Origin of the sequence: Amycolatopsis sp. lyj-109, assembly GCF_046548995.1 — a bacterium.
In the GTDB taxonomy this organism is placed as follows: domain Bacteria; phylum Actinomycetota; class Actinomycetes; order Mycobacteriales; family Pseudonocardiaceae; genus Amycolatopsis.
In genome coordinates this window covers 390,740-405,527 of sequence record NZ_JAJPWR010000003.1, presented here as the reverse complement: position 1 = coordinate 405,527, position 14,788 = coordinate 390,740, and the positions used below count along the sequence as shown (strand labels likewise).

General features: G+C 70.7%; 15 protein-coding genes. 5 read left to right on the top strand and 10 right to left on the bottom strand.

Translation table 11 applies throughout. The annotated features are described in order from the left end of the window. Positions 1-21: 21 nt before the first annotated feature. Entirely contained in the window at positions 22-753 is a 732-nt protein-coding gene (locus ACLJQF_RS09345; RefSeq protein WP_410607821.1) for a hypothetical protein, read from the bottom strand. Next, complete coding sequence (locus ACLJQF_RS09340) at positions 753-1,241, bottom strand: SigE family RNA polymerase sigma factor (RefSeq protein ID WP_410607820.1); 489 nt, start codon at positions 1,239-1,241, stop codon at positions 753-755. The genes ACLJQF_RS09345 and ACLJQF_RS09340 overlap by 1 nt, the downstream gene beginning before the upstream one ends. A gap of 156 nt (positions 1,242-1,397) precedes the next feature. Here ACLJQF_RS09340 and ACLJQF_RS09335 point away from each other — a divergent pair, with 156 nt between their 5' ends. The 3 genes from ACLJQF_RS09335 to ACLJQF_RS09325 are packed head-to-tail and all read left to right on the top strand — an operon-like array spanning position 1,398 to position 4,026. Continuing rightward, on the top strand, positions 1,398-2,231 hold the full coding sequence (locus ACLJQF_RS09335) for a CPBP family intramembrane glutamic endopeptidase (protein ID WP_410607819.1): 834 nt from the start codon (positions 1,398-1,400) through the stop codon (positions 2,229-2,231). Then, positions 2,228-3,370 carry a sensor histidine kinase gene (locus tag ACLJQF_RS09330; RefSeq protein WP_410607818.1) on the top strand — a complete coding sequence of 381 codons (1,143 nt, stop codon included), beginning with the start codon at positions 2,228-2,230 and terminating at the stop codon, positions 3,368-3,370. The genes ACLJQF_RS09335 and ACLJQF_RS09330 overlap by 4 nt, the downstream gene beginning before the upstream one ends. Then, positions 3,367-4,026, top strand: a complete 660-nt coding sequence (locus ACLJQF_RS09325; RefSeq protein WP_410607817.1) for a response regulator — start codon at positions 3,367-3,369, stop codon at positions 4,024-4,026. The genes ACLJQF_RS09330 and ACLJQF_RS09325 overlap by 4 nt, the downstream gene beginning before the upstream one ends. Before the next feature lie 42 nt (positions 4,027-4,068). Here ACLJQF_RS09325 and ACLJQF_RS09320 read toward each other — a convergent pair whose 3' ends face one another. Continuing rightward, the gene (locus ACLJQF_RS09320) at positions 4,069-5,568 is read right to left on the bottom strand and encodes an MFS transporter (RefSeq protein WP_410607816.1); all 1,500 of its coding nucleotides are present in this window, start codon (positions 5,566-5,568) and stop codon (positions 4,069-4,071) included. A gap of 117 nt (positions 5,569-5,685) precedes the next feature. Between ACLJQF_RS09320 and ACLJQF_RS09315 the strand changes: the two genes are divergently transcribed. After that, positions 5,686-6,351 (top strand): TetR/AcrR family transcriptional regulator, encoded by a 666-nt coding sequence (locus ACLJQF_RS09315; protein ID WP_410607815.1) that lies wholly within the window; start codon positions 5,686-5,688, stop codon positions 6,349-6,351. A 6-nt stretch (positions 6,352-6,357) separates the two neighbouring features. On the opposite strand, the gene ACLJQF_RS09310 is transcribed toward ACLJQF_RS09315, so the two are convergent. Together ACLJQF_RS09310 and ACLJQF_RS09305 are read right to left on the bottom strand one after the other, a co-directional pair. Beyond that, positions 6,358-8,193, bottom strand: coding sequence for a HEAT repeat domain-containing protein (locus ACLJQF_RS09310; protein ID WP_410607814.1), 1,836 nt, complete (start codon positions 8,191-8,193; stop codon positions 6,358-6,360). 40 nt (positions 8,194-8,233) lie between these two features. Then, positions 8,234-8,428 carry a PspC domain-containing protein gene (locus ACLJQF_RS09305; protein WP_285988455.1) on the bottom strand — a complete coding sequence of 65 codons (195 nt, stop codon included), beginning with the start codon at positions 8,426-8,428 and terminating at the stop codon, positions 8,234-8,236. Positions 8,429-8,680: 252 nt separating this feature from the next. Between ACLJQF_RS09305 and ACLJQF_RS09300 the strand changes: the two genes are divergently transcribed. Next, positions 8,681-9,586 carry a hypothetical protein gene (locus tag ACLJQF_RS09300; RefSeq protein WP_410607813.1) on the top strand — a complete coding sequence of 302 codons (906 nt, stop codon included), beginning with the start codon at positions 8,681-8,683 and terminating at the stop codon, positions 9,584-9,586. Positions 9,587-9,637: 51 nt separating this feature from the next. Here ACLJQF_RS09300 and ACLJQF_RS09295 read toward each other — a convergent pair whose 3' ends face one another. The 5 genes from ACLJQF_RS09295 to ACLJQF_RS09275 form a co-directional block, all read right to left on the bottom strand. After that, positions 9,638-10,819 carry an ABC transporter ATP-binding protein gene (locus ACLJQF_RS09295; RefSeq protein ID WP_410607812.1) on the bottom strand — a complete coding sequence of 394 codons (1,182 nt, stop codon included), beginning with the start codon at positions 10,817-10,819 and terminating at the stop codon, positions 9,638-9,640. Positions 10,820-10,823: 4 nt separating this feature from the next. After that, positions 10,824-11,663, bottom strand: coding sequence for a carbohydrate ABC transporter permease (locus ACLJQF_RS09290; RefSeq protein WP_410607811.1), 840 nt, complete (start codon positions 11,661-11,663; stop codon positions 10,824-10,826). Beyond that, on the bottom strand, positions 11,663-12,625 hold the full coding sequence (locus tag ACLJQF_RS09285; protein WP_410607810.1) for a carbohydrate ABC transporter permease: 963 nt from the start codon (positions 12,623-12,625) through the stop codon (positions 11,663-11,665). The genes ACLJQF_RS09290 and ACLJQF_RS09285 overlap by 1 nt, the downstream gene beginning before the upstream one ends. Then, entirely contained in the window at positions 12,622-13,944 is a 1,323-nt protein-coding gene (locus ACLJQF_RS09280; RefSeq protein ID WP_410607809.1) for an ABC transporter substrate-binding protein, read from the bottom strand. Before ACLJQF_RS09280 ends, ACLJQF_RS09285 begins: the two co-directional genes overlap by 4 nt. 243 nt (positions 13,945-14,187) lie before the next feature. Continuing rightward, positions 14,188-14,745, bottom strand: coding sequence for a general stress protein (locus ACLJQF_RS09275; RefSeq protein WP_410607808.1), 558 nt, complete (start codon positions 14,743-14,745; stop codon positions 14,188-14,190). Positions 14,746-14,788 lie beyond the last annotated feature (43 nt).

Here is a 14,788-nt window from a genome sequence, read left to right as displayed (position 1 = left end):
CGGGTTCGTCGCCCTCGTCCCCTAAAAGGCCAGCCCCGGGGTCAACGCCAATTGCCGCACCTGGTCGAGCGTCAGCGTCGGCTCCGGGCGCTGGGACGGCGTCTGCAGGTCCTTCCGCTCCGGCTCCCCCGTGTCGTTGGACGAGACCGCCGCATACCCCCAGGGCGCCGACAACGCCGCCCGGTAGGTCAACGCCCCCGTGCTCCGGTCCGTCGTCAGCTGCAGCGTTCCCTCCGGCAGCTGCTCCACCGAACACGAGATCAAATCGCCCGGGACGCACAAGGGGGTCGCCGAGTTCGGTGTCGGGTACAGCACCACGGTCACCGACCCCGTACCCCGGGCGTCGGTCACCCGGACGTCCGTGCGGAAGTTCGCTTCCCGCGGCGCTTCGCCGACCGGGTCCGCGACGACGGCGAACGGGTCGGACGGCCCTTCGTCCCCCAGTCGCGAGACCCGCGCGTCCGGCGGCAGCAGCGCGCGCACGGCCTGTCCCACCACGCAGCTCAAGCGCTCCACCAACGCCTCGCGGGTCGCCCCGGACGGGCACGCAGGGCCCGCCACCGGACCCCGGTTCGGCAGCACCACCACCGCCAGCCCGAGGGCCAGCACGACGACGCACACCGCCACCGCCCCCGTGAGCAAGTGCTGCCGCCGCGAACGGCGGGCCGCCGTCAGCACCGCGTCGCCGGACAGGCCGATCGGCGGCTCGCCTTCCGTCACGTACGTCGTCAACGCAGACCGGACGTCTTCCATCACGACTCCTCCGTCGCCGGCGCCGGCAGGGCCGTGCGCAACGCCTCGACCCCGCGGGCCGTCTGGGACTTGACCGTTCCTTCGGCGACGCCGAGCAACGCCGCCACCTCGCTCACCGAGAGGTCTTCGAGGAACCGCAGCACCACCATCGCGCGCTGCCGGGGCGTCAGCTCCGCCAACGCGCGCTCCACGTCGAGGCGCAACGGCGTGTCCCGGCCCGGTGGAGACTCCCGGTCCGGCACCGAAGACGTCACGTGCTCGCGCCCGGAGACCCGCCGACCGGCCAGGAACAGGTTCAGCAGGATGCGGCGCGCGTACGCGTCGACCGTGCCCGGCCGGACCCGGCGCCAGCGCCGGTACAGCTGGACGAACATCGCCTGGACCAGGTCTTCGGCCGCGTGCCAGTCCCCGCAGAGCGCGAACGCCACCCGGCGGAACCGCTGGACCCGCGCGGCGAAGTACTCGCTGAAATCGACGTCTCTCGACACACCCTTATTAGTGCGTGGGCCCCGGGAAGGTTCAAGTGTCCCCCGTGCGAGCTACGCCCGGGTGTCCACTCGGTGGGGACGATTCCCGGCCGCCGGCTCCCTAGCGTTCTCCACAGCCGCGGGACACCGGATCGCGGGTGAGACGTAGGGGTTCTCATGAGGATCGTTTGGCAGTTGCTGGCCGTGGCGGCGGTCTCGTTCGCCGGGCAGCTGTGTGTTGCCGCGGTGGACGGAAATCCGTGGCTGACGCTGTTCTTCGGCGGCCTGACCGCCGTGCTCGCGGTTCTCGCCTACCGCTGGGTGGTGCGGAAGACCGAACACCGCCCGGTCACCGAGCTCGCCGGGTCGGGGGCCCGGCGCGCGCTCGGCCGGGGGACGCTGGTCGGGATCGCTCTGTTCGCGGCCGTCATCGCGAACATCGCCCTCCTCGGGGACTACGAGATCCGCGGCTGGGGCACCGTGCCGGGGGCGCTCGGGCTCGCCGGCTTCATGGCCGCGGCGGCGGTGACGGAGGAACTGCTGTTCCGCGGCCTCCTGTTCCGGATCGTCGAGAACTGGCTCGGTACCTGGCTCGCCCTGGTGCTGAGCGGCCTGCTGTTCGGCGTCGTGCACCTGTTCAACGAGCACGCGAGCCTGTGGGGCGCCATCGCCATCGCCATCGAGGGCGGCGGCTTGCTGACCTCCGCGTACATCGCGACGCGCAAGCTGTGGCTGCCCATCGGCCTGCACTTCGGCTGGAACTTCGCCGGGGCGGGGATCTTCGGCACGGTGGTCTCCGGCAAGGGCGCCCCTCAGGGGCTGCTGGACGCCGTCACGTCCGGGCCGTCGATCGTCACCGGCGGGGACTTCGGACCGGAAGGCAGCCTGTACTCGGTGCTGTTCTGCTTCCTGGCGACGTGCGTGTTCCTGCGGCTGGCCCACCGGCGCGGCCGGCTGGTGCCCCGCCGGCGCGACGAGCGGACCGCCGACGTCACTACACTTTCCGCGTGATCGAGTACCGGGCGGCCCTGGCGCGGTGGCGCCGGCTCGACGTCGTGATCCGCGATCTGCCCGTCGGACTGCTGTTCCTCGCGGCGTCCTTCCTGCCCGTGATCCAGGGCCACGGGACGCAGCTCGGCGGGGTGCCTGCCCGGCCCTTCGACGCGCTGGCCGTCGTGATGATCGCCGTCGAAAGCCTCCCGCTCGCCCTGCGACGGCGGTGGCCCGCGCTGTGCGCGACGCTGGTGTCGATCGGCTTCGCCGTCGACCAGCTCCGCGGCTACCACTCGGTGGCGGCCTCCGCGCTGGCCATCGCGCTGGTCAGCGCGGGCGCCCACCTGGACCGGCGCCGGCACCTCACCGCGGCGCTGCTTTCCGTGGCGTACGTGGTGCTGGCGGTCCTCCTCGCCCGGTCGGGTTCGGAGCCGGTGTCGGAGTTCGTGACGTTCTACCTGCTACTGGTGTTCGCGTGGGGCATCGGGGCCTGGCTGCGCCGGACCCGCGCCGCCGAAGCCAGGTACCGCCGCCGCGTCGCCGAGGACACCCGGGCCGCCGAGCGGGCCACCATCGCCCGCGAGCTCCACGACGTCGTCACCCACCACGTGACGGCGATGGTCGTGCAGGCCGAGGCGGCCCGGTACCTGACCGCGGCGCCGGAGCGGCTCGAGGGGACCCTGACCGCGATCACCGACACCGGCCGCCGGGCCATCACGGACCTGCGGCACCTGCTGGACCTGCTCAACCCCGACCACGGGACCGAGGTCGGCCGGCCTTCCCCCGGCGGGCTCGGCTCGCTCGTCGAGCAGGCCCGCCAGGCCGGGCAGCCGGTGGAGTTCACCGAGGAGGGCACGCCCGCGGAGTCGGCGGGCAGCGCCGACCTGGTGGCCTACCGGGTCGTCCAGGAGGCACTGACGAACGCGCTCAAGCACGCCCGCGGCAGCCGTACCGCCGTCGAAGTGCACCACGGCGACCGGGAAATCGCGGTGGCGGTCCGCACGGCCGGTTCCGGGAGCGTGTCCCCCGGCGGGAGCGGCCGCGGCCTCGCCGGGCTTCGCGAGCGCGTCGGCGTCCTGGGCGGCGAGTTCAGCGCGGACCGCGACGGCGCCGGTTTCACCGTGTGCGCCCGGATCCCCACCGGGAACCCGGCATGAGCGCACCGATCCGGGTCCTGGTCTGCGACGACCAGATGCTGATCCGCACCGGGCTGGTGACGATCATCGGCGCCCAGCCCGATTTCGAGGTGGTGGGCGAGTGCGGCGACGGGCGGGCCGCGGTCGACCTCGCCGCCCGGCTGCGCCCGGACGTCGTCCTGATGGACGTGCGCATGCCGGTGCTCGACGGCATCGAGGCCACCCGGCTGCTGGCCGGCGCCGGGGTGCCGCACCCGGTCAAAGTGCTCGTGCTGACGACCTTCAACCTCGACGAGTACGTCTACGAGGCGCTGCGCGCGGGGGCGAGCGGGTTCCTGCTCAAGGACGCACCGCCGGACCGGCTGCTGCACGGGCTCCGGACCGTGGCCACCGGCGCGGCCCTGCTGGACCCGGAGGTGACGCGCCGGCTGGTCGGCCGGCACGCCGCCCGGATCCGGCCCGCCCCGGACGCCGCACCGGACGTCCGGCTGACGCCCCGCGAGCTGGAGGTTCTGCGCCTGCTCGCGGACGGCCTGTCCAACAGCGAAATCGCGGAACGGCTGGTGATCAGCCAGGAAACCGTGAAGACGTTCGTGTCGCGCATCCTCACGAAGCTGGACCTGCGCGACCGCGTCCAGGCGGTCGTCTACGCCTACCGCCACGGCCTGGTGACGTGACCGGGCCTCCCCCCGACGGGAGGCCCGGTCACGCACGGGGAACTACATGTGCACGGCGCCCGGCGCCGCTTCGCCCTTCGGGACGCCCGGGCGCAGCAACAGGCCGCTGAGCACCGCGCCGGCCACGAAGATCACCGCGGCCCAGGTGAAGGCCGTCGTGTAGCTCTCGATGGCCGCTTCGGCCGCCAGCTGCGGCGTCGGGGTCTTGCCCGCGATGTACGCCGTGGCCGCGTTGCCGGCCAGCGTCGAAAGCAGCGCCGTGCCGATCGAGCCGCCGACCTGCTGCGCGGTGTTGACCGCCGCGGACGCGACACCCGCGTCGCGCGCCTCGACGCCGAAGGTCGCGACGCTCATCGCCGGCGCCATCGCCAGCCCGATGCCGAAGCCCATCACCAGGAGCGGGCCGAGGACGCCGGAGGCGTACGTGCTGCCGAGACCGATCCCGCTCAGCCAGAAGAGGCCCACGGCCGCGATCGCCATGCCGGTCGGCACCAGTGGCCGGGGGCCGAAGCGCGGCAGGAGGACGGCCGTCGCCGTCGTGGCCGACAGCATCAGCGTCGCCACCATCGGCAGGAACCCGAGGCCGCTCTGGATCGGCGTGAACTGCAGGTTCTGCTGCACGTAGAACGTCAGGAACAGGAAGATCGCGAACATCCCGATGGCGAGCAGGAACATCGCCAGGTAGGAACCGCCGCGGTCCCGGTCGAGCAGCACGCGCAGCGGCAGCAGCGGGTGCTCGACGCGCTGCTGCAGCCAGACGAACACGCCCAGCAGCACCACGCCGGCGGCCAGGAAGCCCCAGACCGACACCGCGGACCAGGAGTCGGACTCGGCGTTGGCGAAACCGTAGACCAGCGCGAACAGGCCGGCCGACGCCGTCACCGTGCCCGGCAGGTCGAGCTTCGGCCGCGGGCCGTCGTCCTTCTGGTTGCGCAGCAGCACCGAGCTGCCGACGAACGCGATGACGGCGAAGATGATGTTGACGAACATGCACCAGCGCCAGTCGAGGTACTCGGTGAGCACGCCGCCGAGCAGCAGCCCGACCGCCGCGCCGCCGCCGCCGATGGCGCCGAACACGCCGAACGCGCGGCCGCGTTCCTTCGGGTCGGTGAACGTGGTGGTCAGCAGGGAAAGCGTGGCGGGCGCGAGCAGCGCGCCGAACACGCCCTGGGCCGCTCGGGCGACCAGCAGCATCTCGATGTTGGCCGCGAAGCCGCCGAGGGCGGACACCGCGGCGAAGCCGGCCAGGCCGACGAGCAGGGCGTTCTTGCGGCCGAAGAGGTCCGCCAGCCGCCCGCCGAGCAGCAGCAGGCTGCCGAACGCGAGCGCGTAGGCCGTGACGACCCACTGCCGGGCGTCGTTGGAGAAGCCCAGGTCGACCTGGGCCGACGGCAGCGCGATGTTCACGACGGTCGCGTCCAGCACGACCATCAGCTGCGCGATGCCGATCATCACCAGGATCAGCCAGCGTCTGGCGTGGTGCGGGTTTTCGCCGGCGCGCGTGTCCCCCGACGGCGCGACGGCGAGTGTGGACTCGGTCATGGATGTCCTCACAGAAGGTGATCACAAGATTATGTGGAGTAGGTATCTCCCCTTACGCGACCCAAGGTACACAACAACCGGAGATGCCGCCTCTACTTCACGAGCTAGACTGGGGACATGGCACGGGACGCTGGTCCCGCCGCACCGGCGCGGCCGCTGCGGCGTGACGCTGAACTCAACCGCCGTCGCATCCTGGCGTCGGCCCGCGAAGTGTTCGGCCGGCGTGGGCTCGAAGCCACGCTGGACGACATCGCCCACCACGCCGGCCTCGGCGTCGGCACGGTCTATCGCCGCTTCCCCAGCAAGGAACACCTGGTCGAAGCCATGTTCGCCGAGCGGATGGAGGAGATCGGCGATCTCGCCGTGAAGTCACTGAAGGCCGATGACGCGTGGCAGGCGTTCGTCGACTTCACGTGGAAGGCGGCCGAGCTGCACTCCACCGACCGTGGGCTGCGCGAGATCATGCTGTCCAACAAGTTCGGCCACGAGCACGTCGCCGAAAAGAAAGCCCGCATGGTGCCGTTGATCACACAGCTCATCGAGCGGGCCCAAGCGGCCGGCGGGCTGCGGCCGGACTTCGCCCCGTCGGACATGGCGATGGTGCACATGATGATCGGTTCGGTGGTGGAGTTCACCTGCGCGGTGGACCCGGACCTCTGGCGGCGTTCCCTCGCCATGCTGCTCGACGGGCTCCGCGCCGAGCCCGGCAAGCCGTCGGCGCTGCCCCACCCGCCGCTCAGCGAGCGCGAGGTCGACGAAGCGATGTCCTGCTGGCGCCCCTGACCCGGTTCAGCCGGCGCAGTGCGCCAGCGCGCGAGCCGCGTCCCGGCGGAAGGTCTCGTCGTTGCGGTACAGGTCACAGCCGCCCGACGAGGAGAATCGCGCGTCCCTGGCCAGCAGCTCCCGCAGCACCGGCGCGACCTCCGCGGGCAGCGGGCCCAGTTTCGCCAGGGCCCGCATCGCGTCGATCGCGGGCCATCCGATGTGCACGGGGTCGACGTCCGTCAGCGCGCGCAACAGCACCGGAAGCGCCATTCCGACGTCTCCGGTGACCCGCGCGGTCGCGTACGCCACAGCCACTTGGTCGCGCGGCCCCTTCGCCTGGAAAGCGCGCAATACGCCTTCGAGCGGCGCGCCCAGCGTCCCCAGCGAAGCCGCCCAGGCGACCGCCTGCACGTCGCCTTTCTCGAGGCCGGGCCGGAGCAGCTTCACCGCGAGCGAAGAGTCACCGCCGAGCCGGGCCAGAGCCGTCGCCGCGGCGCAACGCGCGGCCCACGGCAGCCTCCGGTGTTTCGCGGCCTTCTTCAAGGCGACCGTCGACAGTTCGTCGTCGGCGCCGATCTCGGCGAGGGTGTCGGCGCACCACTCCACGGTGAGCGGGTCCGCGGCGTCGAGCTGCGCGGCCACGTGCCGGGCCGCCGGCGCGCCCGCCGGACCCCACGCCTGCAGCAGCTCGGTCAACGGCCACACCGTGAACCGGTGGGTGCTGCGGTCCAGCGTCCGGCAGACCCACGGCAGGAAGTCGGGCGCGAACTCCGGCGCGTCCATGAGCATTTCGTGCGCGCCGGGCGCTTTGTGCGTGCTCCAGGAGCCCTCGAAGCGACCACCGCCGACCGTCGAGAGCAGGTTCCTTCGCGAGCCGAACCGATCCCGCAGCGGAGCCACGCACCGCCGGTCCTTGAGCCGCAGCAACGCCCACAACGCGTAGTCGCGGACCTCGTCGTCGCCGGCAAGCGTCTTGTCGCCCGCGAGGGCGAAGAGCCGGTCCGCGTACTCCGCCGACGCCGGTGCCAGGCAGCCGAGCACCGCGGCCGCCGTGCCCCGCTCCGGTGAGTCCAGCAGCGCGCCGAACACCGGGCGCAGCGCTTCGGCCGCCGACGGCCGGTCGGCGACCTCGGCCGCCGCCACGCTCAGAGCCGCCTCGCGCCGGCGCGGGCGGGTGGCCAGCGCGACCAGCACCGCCGCCCGTGACCGCGGGGACAGCTGACCGGCCACCCAGTGGACGGCGGGCGACGGCCCGTAGGCGGGCAGGCCCGCGAAGGCCGACATGTCACCGCACATCAGGTCGGCGAGCCGGTCCATCGGCCCGTCGCCGGTGGTCCGGGCGATCGCGGTCAGGGCCGCCGCCGCGATCGCGTCGCTTTCGGTCCGCTCGGCCAGCCACGGCAGCACGTCTTCGCCGCCCAGCTCGCCGATCGCGGCCACGAGCCCCACCCGGACCTGCTCGCTCTTCTCGCCGGGCCAGCGGTCCAGCAGCGCGCGCAGCAGGGCCGGATCCGGGTGCTCGCCCAGCACCAGCGCGGCGATCAGCCGCACGCCGCCGACCGGGTCGTCGAGCAGGGTGAGCAGCCTCGGCACGGCGTCCGCCCGCGCGGCGGACCAGCGCTCGTCCGCCGTCTCGCGGGCGGCGTGGGCGAGCCGGTACACGAGCTCCAGCACCTCGGGCCGTTCGGCGGCGCCCTGGTTCGCGACGTAGTCCAGCAGCTCGGGGAGAGCGTCCGCCGCCTCCGGGTTCCACCGCCCCGATGCCGGCACGAGTGTTCCGGACAACCGCACGAACGCGTCGTCCCAATCGGGCCCCGTCAGCTCGTGCAAGGCCGCGCGCCACGTCCCCCTGGTCGTCATCGCCGCAGCGTAACGACATTTCCCTTACCTGCCAACGGGTTTACTCGGACGGGATGACCGCCCACATGATCAGGTAGGCCACGAACTGCGGCCCCGGCAGCAAGCAGGACAGCACGGCCAGCAGCCGTACGGTGCCGGGCTTCATGCCGTACCGCTGGGCCAAGCCCGCGCAGACGCCGCCGATCATGCGGCCGTGACGGGGGCGGGACAGCCTGCGGGTGACCGGTGCGCTCATCGTCGTTTCCCTTTCCTCGAACTTCCGATACCGCTACTTCACCACCGGAGTACCCGCTTCCGCATCGCTCGCGGGATGGATCGCTCCCTTAGGGGACGGCAAAGCCGAAAATAGTTCAGATGACCGGCAAAACCCGCGCCCGTGCACCCGGAACCGCCTGAGCTGCCTTTTCTTGCCGCGCGGCAAGAAAAGATTGAGAGATGTCCCCGTCAGGGGTGGTTTTTCCGCGCGATGCGGTGATACTTGCACCCCGTGTACCCGCGTCCGAAATGCTTGGCCGTCGCGATGCTCTGCGCCCTCCTCGCCGGTGGCTGCGCCACCACCCAGGCCGCGCCCGAGCCGACTTCCGGGCCCACCCCGCTGACCGCCGCCGACGCGCTCGGCGACTTCGGCAGCATCGACTTCTGCAGCCTGCTGGACGTGCCCGAGGTGGCGCCCGGCGCGGTCGTCGTGCCGACGTTCGAGGACTGCCACGCCACCGCCGGCCCGCGCACGATCCTCGTCGGGCCGCTGGCCTTCGACTCCGACCCGAACATCAAGCCCTACGCCTACCTCGGGCAGTTGCCGGACGGCGTCGCGATCCAGCAGTCGATGTTCAACGACCGCAGCGCCTGCACCCGCGCGATCACCTTCGCCGACGGCAACCGGCTGGACCTGTCGGTCACCGACGACGCCGGCGACCAGGCCGCCCGCTGCGGGGTGGCGGACGCCGCCGTCGGCTCGGCGCTGGCCGCGATCACCGCGCGCAAGGTGAAGCGGCTGACCTTCGCGGACCGCTCGTGGGGCCGGGTGGCGCCGTGCGTCCCGCTCGACAACCACGACCTCGACGACGCCGCCGGCCCGAGCAGCCGGCCGACGATCGGCCTGTCCGGGCACAGCTGCATCCGCGGCAAGGTGAGCCTCAAGCTGACGGTGGAGACGACCGAGCCGGCCGGACCGGTCGAAAAGCTCGGCGGCCGTGCCGCCCGCGTCCGGGTGGCCGGTGCGTTCTGCCTGGTCGACACGACCCAGCCGGCCCCGAGCCTGCCGGGCCGCCGCGAACTGGCCGAGATCAGCGTGGTCGAGACGGCCGGCACGGCGGGCGACGGCACGTGCACACTGGCCCGCACCGCGGCGACGTCGGTCTTCCCCCGGCTCCCGGCCCCCGGAAAGCCGTGAAGGCCACCTTCAGGAACTTGAAGTTCCTCAAGGTGGCCTTCACGAACTTGCCTAGTCCTCGTAGGTGAGGTTCTTGCCGTTCGACGGGTCGAACAGCTTGATCTTGTCCGCGTCGTACCAGACCTCGAGGTCGGCGTTCTCCGCCGCCGACGACTCGGCCGACAACCGGGCCACGATCTGGGACTCCGCGCCCGGCACGTCCGCGGACCCGCTGTCCGCGGCCAGCTCGGCCAGCTCCGCCGCGGTGGCGGCCTCGCCCTCCACGGTGAAGTGGGCGAACTTCTCCGAGCCCATCGACTCGAGCACGTCGATGTGCGCGGTGAACGTGCCGCCGCCCGTCTTCTGCCCGGCCTCGACCAGCGCCGCGTCCTCGAAGTGCTCCGGCCGGATACCGACGATGACGTCGCGGGGCGCGTCCGCCCGCTCCACCAGCTGCCGGACGCGGTCCGTGAGCGGCGTCGTGCCCAGCGCACTCCGCAGCTCGTTGTTCTCCAGCGTCGCCGGGACGAAGTTCATCGACGGCGAGCCGATGAAGCCGGCCACGAACAGGTTCGCCGGGTTGTCGTAGAGGAACTGCGGCGCACCGATCTGCTGCACGAACCCGCCGCGCAGCACCACGACCCGGTCGCCCAGCGTCATGGCCTCGGTCTGGTCGTGCGTCACGTACAGCGTGGTGGTGCCGAGCTGCTTCTGGATCTTCGACACCGACGTCCGCATCTGGCCGCGGAGCTTCGCGTCGAGGTTGGACAGCGGTTCGTCCATCAGGAACGCCTTGGGGTTGCGGACGATCGCCCGGCCCATCGCGACGCGCTGGCGCTGGCCACCGGAGAGGTTGGCCGGCTTGCGGTCCAGGTGCTGGGTCAGGTCGAGGATCTTCGCCGCCTCTTCGACCTTCGCCCGCACGGTCTTGTCGTCCACCTTGGCCAGCCGCAGCGGGAAGGCCATGTTCTCCCGGACGCTCATGTGCGGGTAGAGCGCGTAGGACTGGAACACCATCGCGATGTCCCGGTCCTTCGGGGCCTTCTCGTTGACGCGTTTGCCGTCGATGCGCAGCTCACCGGAAGTGATGTCCTCCAGCCCGGCCACCATGTTCAGCATGGTGGACTTCCCGCAGCCGGACGGGCCGACCAGGACGAGGAACTCGCCGTCCCCGATCGTCATGTCCACTTCGGACACGGCGAGGGCGCCGTCGGGGTACTTCTTCGACACCTTGTCGAGCACGATCTCTGCCATAGCGCTACCCCTTCACCGCACCGGAGGTCAGCCCCGCCACGATGCGACGCTGGAAGAACAAGACGAACACAATGATCGGAATGGTGATCACGACCGCGGCCGCGCACACCTGCCCGGTCGGGTCCTCGAACTGCGAGGACCCGGTGAAGAACGACAGCGCCGCCGGCACCGTGCGCGACGCCGTGGTCGACGTCAGCGAGATGGCGAACAGGAAGTCGTTCCAGCAGAAGATGAACACCAGGATCGCCGTGGTGAACACGCCCGGCGCGGCCAGCGGCGCGATCACCCGGCGGAACGCCTGGGCCGGCGTCGCGCCGTCCATCTTCGCCGCCTTTTCCAGCTCCCACGGGATCTCCCGGAAGAACGCCGACAGCGTGTAGATCGACAGCGGCAGCGCGAACGTGATGTAGGGCAGGATCAGCCCCGGCCACGTGTCGAACAGCCCCAGGTTCCGCTCGATGTTGAACAGCGGCGTCACCAGCGACACCTGCGGGAACATCGCGATCAGCAGCGACAGCCCGACGAGCACCTGCTTGCCGGGGAAGTCCAGCCGCGCGATCGCGTACGCGGCCATCGTGCCCAGCACCACCGCGATCACCGTCGAGATGATCGCGATGCCGATCGAGTTCACCAGCGCCAGCAGGAATTCCGACGTCTGGAAGATGTCCGCGTAGTTCTGCCAGGTCCACGACTGCGGGATGAACGCCCCGTCGGTCAGCGTGTCCTTGGTCTTGAACGACAGCGAAACCACCCAGAGCACCGGCACCAGCGCGAACACCAGCACGAGGATGTCGACGAGGCCCCACCTGACCTTGCGGCCCGTCGTGACGGTTCCCATCGCCATCAGCGCTTACCCCCGTTGTCCGAACCCGGTGCGGCCGTGCCGAACACCTTGATGAAGAGGAAGGCGATGATCGCCACCGTGATGAAGATCAGCACCGCCATCGTCGACCCGATGCCCAGGTTGAGCCCCTTGACCAGGTTGTCGTAGGTCTGCATGGACACCGATCCGGTGTCCTGCGCGCCGTTGGTGAGCACGTAGATGTTGTCGAAGATGCGGAACGCGTCGAGCGTGCGGAACAGCAGCGCCACCAGGATCGCCGGCTTCATCACCGGCAGCATCACCTTGGTGAACCGCTGCCACGCGGTCGCGCCGTCCATCGACGCGGCCTTGAGCAGGTCTTCGGGCACCAGCGCCAGGCCGGCCATCAGCAGCAGCGCCATGAACGGCGTGGTCTTCCACACCTCGGCACCGATGATGATGAACAGCGACGGCCACTGGTCGGTCAGCGGGGCCGCGTCGGAGGAGAGGAAGTTCGCCAGGTAGCCGGTCTTCGGCGTCCACGCGTAGTACCACGAGAACGCCGCGACGACCGTGACGATGCCGTACGGGATCAGCGCGACGGTGCGGACCAGGCCGCGCCCGACCAGCGTCCGGTGCATGATCAGCGCCAGCGCCATGCCGAGCACGAACTCGATCGCCACCGACACGACGGTCAGGAACATCGTCGTGCCGAACGCCGTCCACCAGTACGAACTGGACAGCACGGCGCCGTAGTTGTCGAAGCCGACGAACTCCTGCTGCGACGGGAACCGCAGGTCGTACCGCTGCAGCGACAGCCAGATCGAGTAGAGGATCGGGTAGCCGGTGACCGCGATCATCACGATGAACGCGGGCGCGCACAGCCACAGCCCGAGCCGCCGCTCGGCCTTCTTCCCTTCGGAGAGGACGGGTTTGCCCTGCTTGCGGGCTGTCGCCTCCTCGGCGACCGTGGCCCCGGCCGGGGTCGAGTCCTGGACGGTCACGGGATCACTCCCTTCGACTGGAGCGCGTCACCGAGCTGCTCCCGCAGCTTGGCCGCGGTGGCCTGCGGGTCGATGTCCGACGGCGGCGAAAGGATCTTCGACATGACCGTCGAGGCGTTCTGGTACGCCGGGGTCAGCGGGCGCACCGCGGCGGTCTTCAGCGCGGCGAGGATCGCGTCGCGCATCGGGTACTTGCTCGCCATGTTCGGGTTGTCGTCCGACGCCGGCTTGCCCGGGTCGAGCGGGACGTCGTTGTGGTACACCGATTCGATGCTCGGCGGCACGCCGTCGTTGATCGCGGAGATCTTCTGGCTTTCCGGGCTGCGCAGGCACAACGCCGCCTCGAAGGCCTCCGGCTTGTGCTCCGAATAGGTGCTCACCGCCAGGTCGAACCCGCCGATCGTGGTCCGCGCGGGCATGCCGGGCGCGGCCGCCGGGTAGACCGCCCACTTGAAGTGCGGCAGGTCCGCCTTCTTGTCCTTGGCGTAGGCGGCGTAGACGTACGGCCAGTTGAGCTGGAACGCGGCCTGGCCACGCTGGAACGCCTGCCGGATGTCGTCTTCCTTCATGTTGCTCAGCGACGGGTCGGTGAGCCCGGAGGTCGAGACTTTCTTGAGCAGTTCCAACGCCTTCACGGCGCCTTCGTCCACCACCACGGACTTGCCGTCGTCGGACAGGATGTGCCCGCCCATCGACGCGACCAGCGTGTTGTAGAAGACCACCAGGCCTTCGTACTGCGCGCCGGTGAACACGATCTCGTAGGGTTTGCCCTGCCCCTTGAGCTGCTGGGCCTGCTGCATCATCTCGTCCCAGGTCGCCGGTGGTTCCGGCGTGACCCGGTCGTCGTACCAGAGCAGCTGGACGTTGGTGTTCTTCGTGGCCGCGTACAGCTTCCCGTTGTGGGTCGCGGTGTCCAGCGGCCCCTGCAGCACACCCTGGGACGCCTCCACCTTGTTCTGGCCGGTCCATTCCTCGGCCCAGCCGGCTTCGGCGAACTCCGAGACCCACGTGACGTCGAGACCCAGGATGTCCATGGCGGTGTCGCCCGCGGCCAGCCGGCGCGCCATCTGCAGCCGCTGGTCGTCCGCCCCGCGCGGCAGCTTGTTGTAGACGATCTCGTACTTCCCGGCCGCCTTCACGTTGCAGCCGTCGACAACTTTCTGGAAATTGTCCTCGGGAGACATGTAAACGTTGATCTTGAGCCCGGAACTCGTCGCGCAACCGGCGAGCATGCCGGTCACCAATGCCCCTGCCCCCAGCAGGACGGCGGTGCGGCCGGGCGAACGTCCTCGTTTGCCCGCGCCGATCCTCTTCCCCATCAGGCCTCCTCACCCGCGTGCACGCCGGTTATCGCGGTACCCGGTGGGCACCGCGACGCGATGAGGCGAAACCGCGCCAGCACCCCGACGTGCTAGTGCTCGGGCCGCCGCGCTGTGGGGCGAGGCCGCCCGACTGGTGTCGGCCAACTTATGCCGGGCGATCACACCCCGCAAGCAGTATCGGTAACGATCCAGTGCACCGCGCGCCGAATCGTGGTTCTTCCCTGGTAAAGGTGGGGTTTTTCAGGGGTTCGCGGACGGCGGCTTAAGGGCCAGTTTGGCGAGCAGTTCCCGGCCCTGCTCGGCCGAGCGCGGCTGGCACAGGACGTCGTAGCGGCCGGCGACGAGCTGGCTCGCCGAGGAGAAGTCCCGGCGGCGACCCCGCGACATGCTGTATCCGATCGCGGCGAACATCAGCCCGGAGAGCACCCCGAGCACGACCCCGGTCAGCACCTGCAACGCGAAGCCCTGGTTGACGAACAGCCCGAGCAGCAGCCCCGCGAACAGGCCGAACCACGCGCCGGACACCGCGCCGGTGCCGAGCACGCGCCCCCAGGTGAGCCGCCCGATCACGCGCTCGACGAGCATCAGGTCGACGCCGACGATCGTGACGTCGCCGACGGAGAACTCGCTCTCGGCGAGGAAGTCGACTGCCTTCTGCGCCTCGCCGTAGGTCGCGTACGACCCGATCGGCCAGCCGGTCGGCGGGGTCGGCAGCCGCGGCAGGCCACCGGGCGCCCGCCCCCCGCCAAAGGGACTACTCACATCATCACCTGCGCACTCGTGGGTCCGGGCGTCCATCTTGTCAAGAACGCCCGGACCGTGCGAGCCGCTTACCCCGAAA

Bases quoted from the DNA above. Each gene is read 5' to 3' on its own strand.
- ACLJQF_RS09275 (WP_410607808.1), bottom strand. From the start codon at position 14,745: ATGGACGCCCGGACCCACGAGTGCGCAGGTGATGATGTGAGTAGTCCC.
- ACLJQF_RS09305 (WP_285988455.1), bottom strand. From the start codon at position 8,428: ATGAGCGCACCGGTCACCCGCAGGCTGTCCCGCCCCCGTCACGGCCGC.
- ACLJQF_RS09315 (WP_410607815.1), top strand. From the start codon at position 5,686: ATGGCACGGGACGCTGGTCCCGCCGCACCGGCGCGGCCGCTGCGGCGT.
- ACLJQF_RS09310 (WP_410607814.1), bottom strand. From the start codon at position 8,193: ATGACGACCAGGGGGACGTGGCGCGCGGCCTTGCACGAGCTGACGGGG.
- ACLJQF_RS09320 (WP_410607816.1), bottom strand. From the start codon at position 5,568: ATGACCGAGTCCACACTCGCCGTCGCGCCGTCGGGGGACACGCGCGCC.
- ACLJQF_RS09345 (WP_410607821.1), bottom strand. From the start codon at position 753: ATGGAAGACGTCCGGTCTGCGTTGACGACGTACGTGACGGAAGGCGAG.
- ACLJQF_RS09290 (WP_410607811.1), bottom strand. From the start codon at position 11,663: ATGGCGATGGGAACCGTCACGACGGGCCGCAAGGTCAGGTGGGGCCTC.
- ACLJQF_RS09280 (WP_410607809.1), bottom strand. From the start codon at position 13,944: ATGGGGAAGAGGATCGGCGCGGGCAAACGAGGACGTTCGCCCGGCCGC.
- ACLJQF_RS09325 (WP_410607817.1), top strand. From the start codon at position 3,367: ATGAGCGCACCGATCCGGGTCCTGGTCTGCGACGACCAGATGCTGATC.
- ACLJQF_RS09295 (WP_410607812.1), bottom strand. From the start codon at position 10,819: ATGGCAGAGATCGTGCTCGACAAGGTGTCGAAGAAGTACCCCGACGGC.
- ACLJQF_RS09335 (WP_410607819.1), top strand. From the start codon at position 1,398: ATGAGGATCGTTTGGCAGTTGCTGGCCGTGGCGGCGGTCTCGTTCGCC.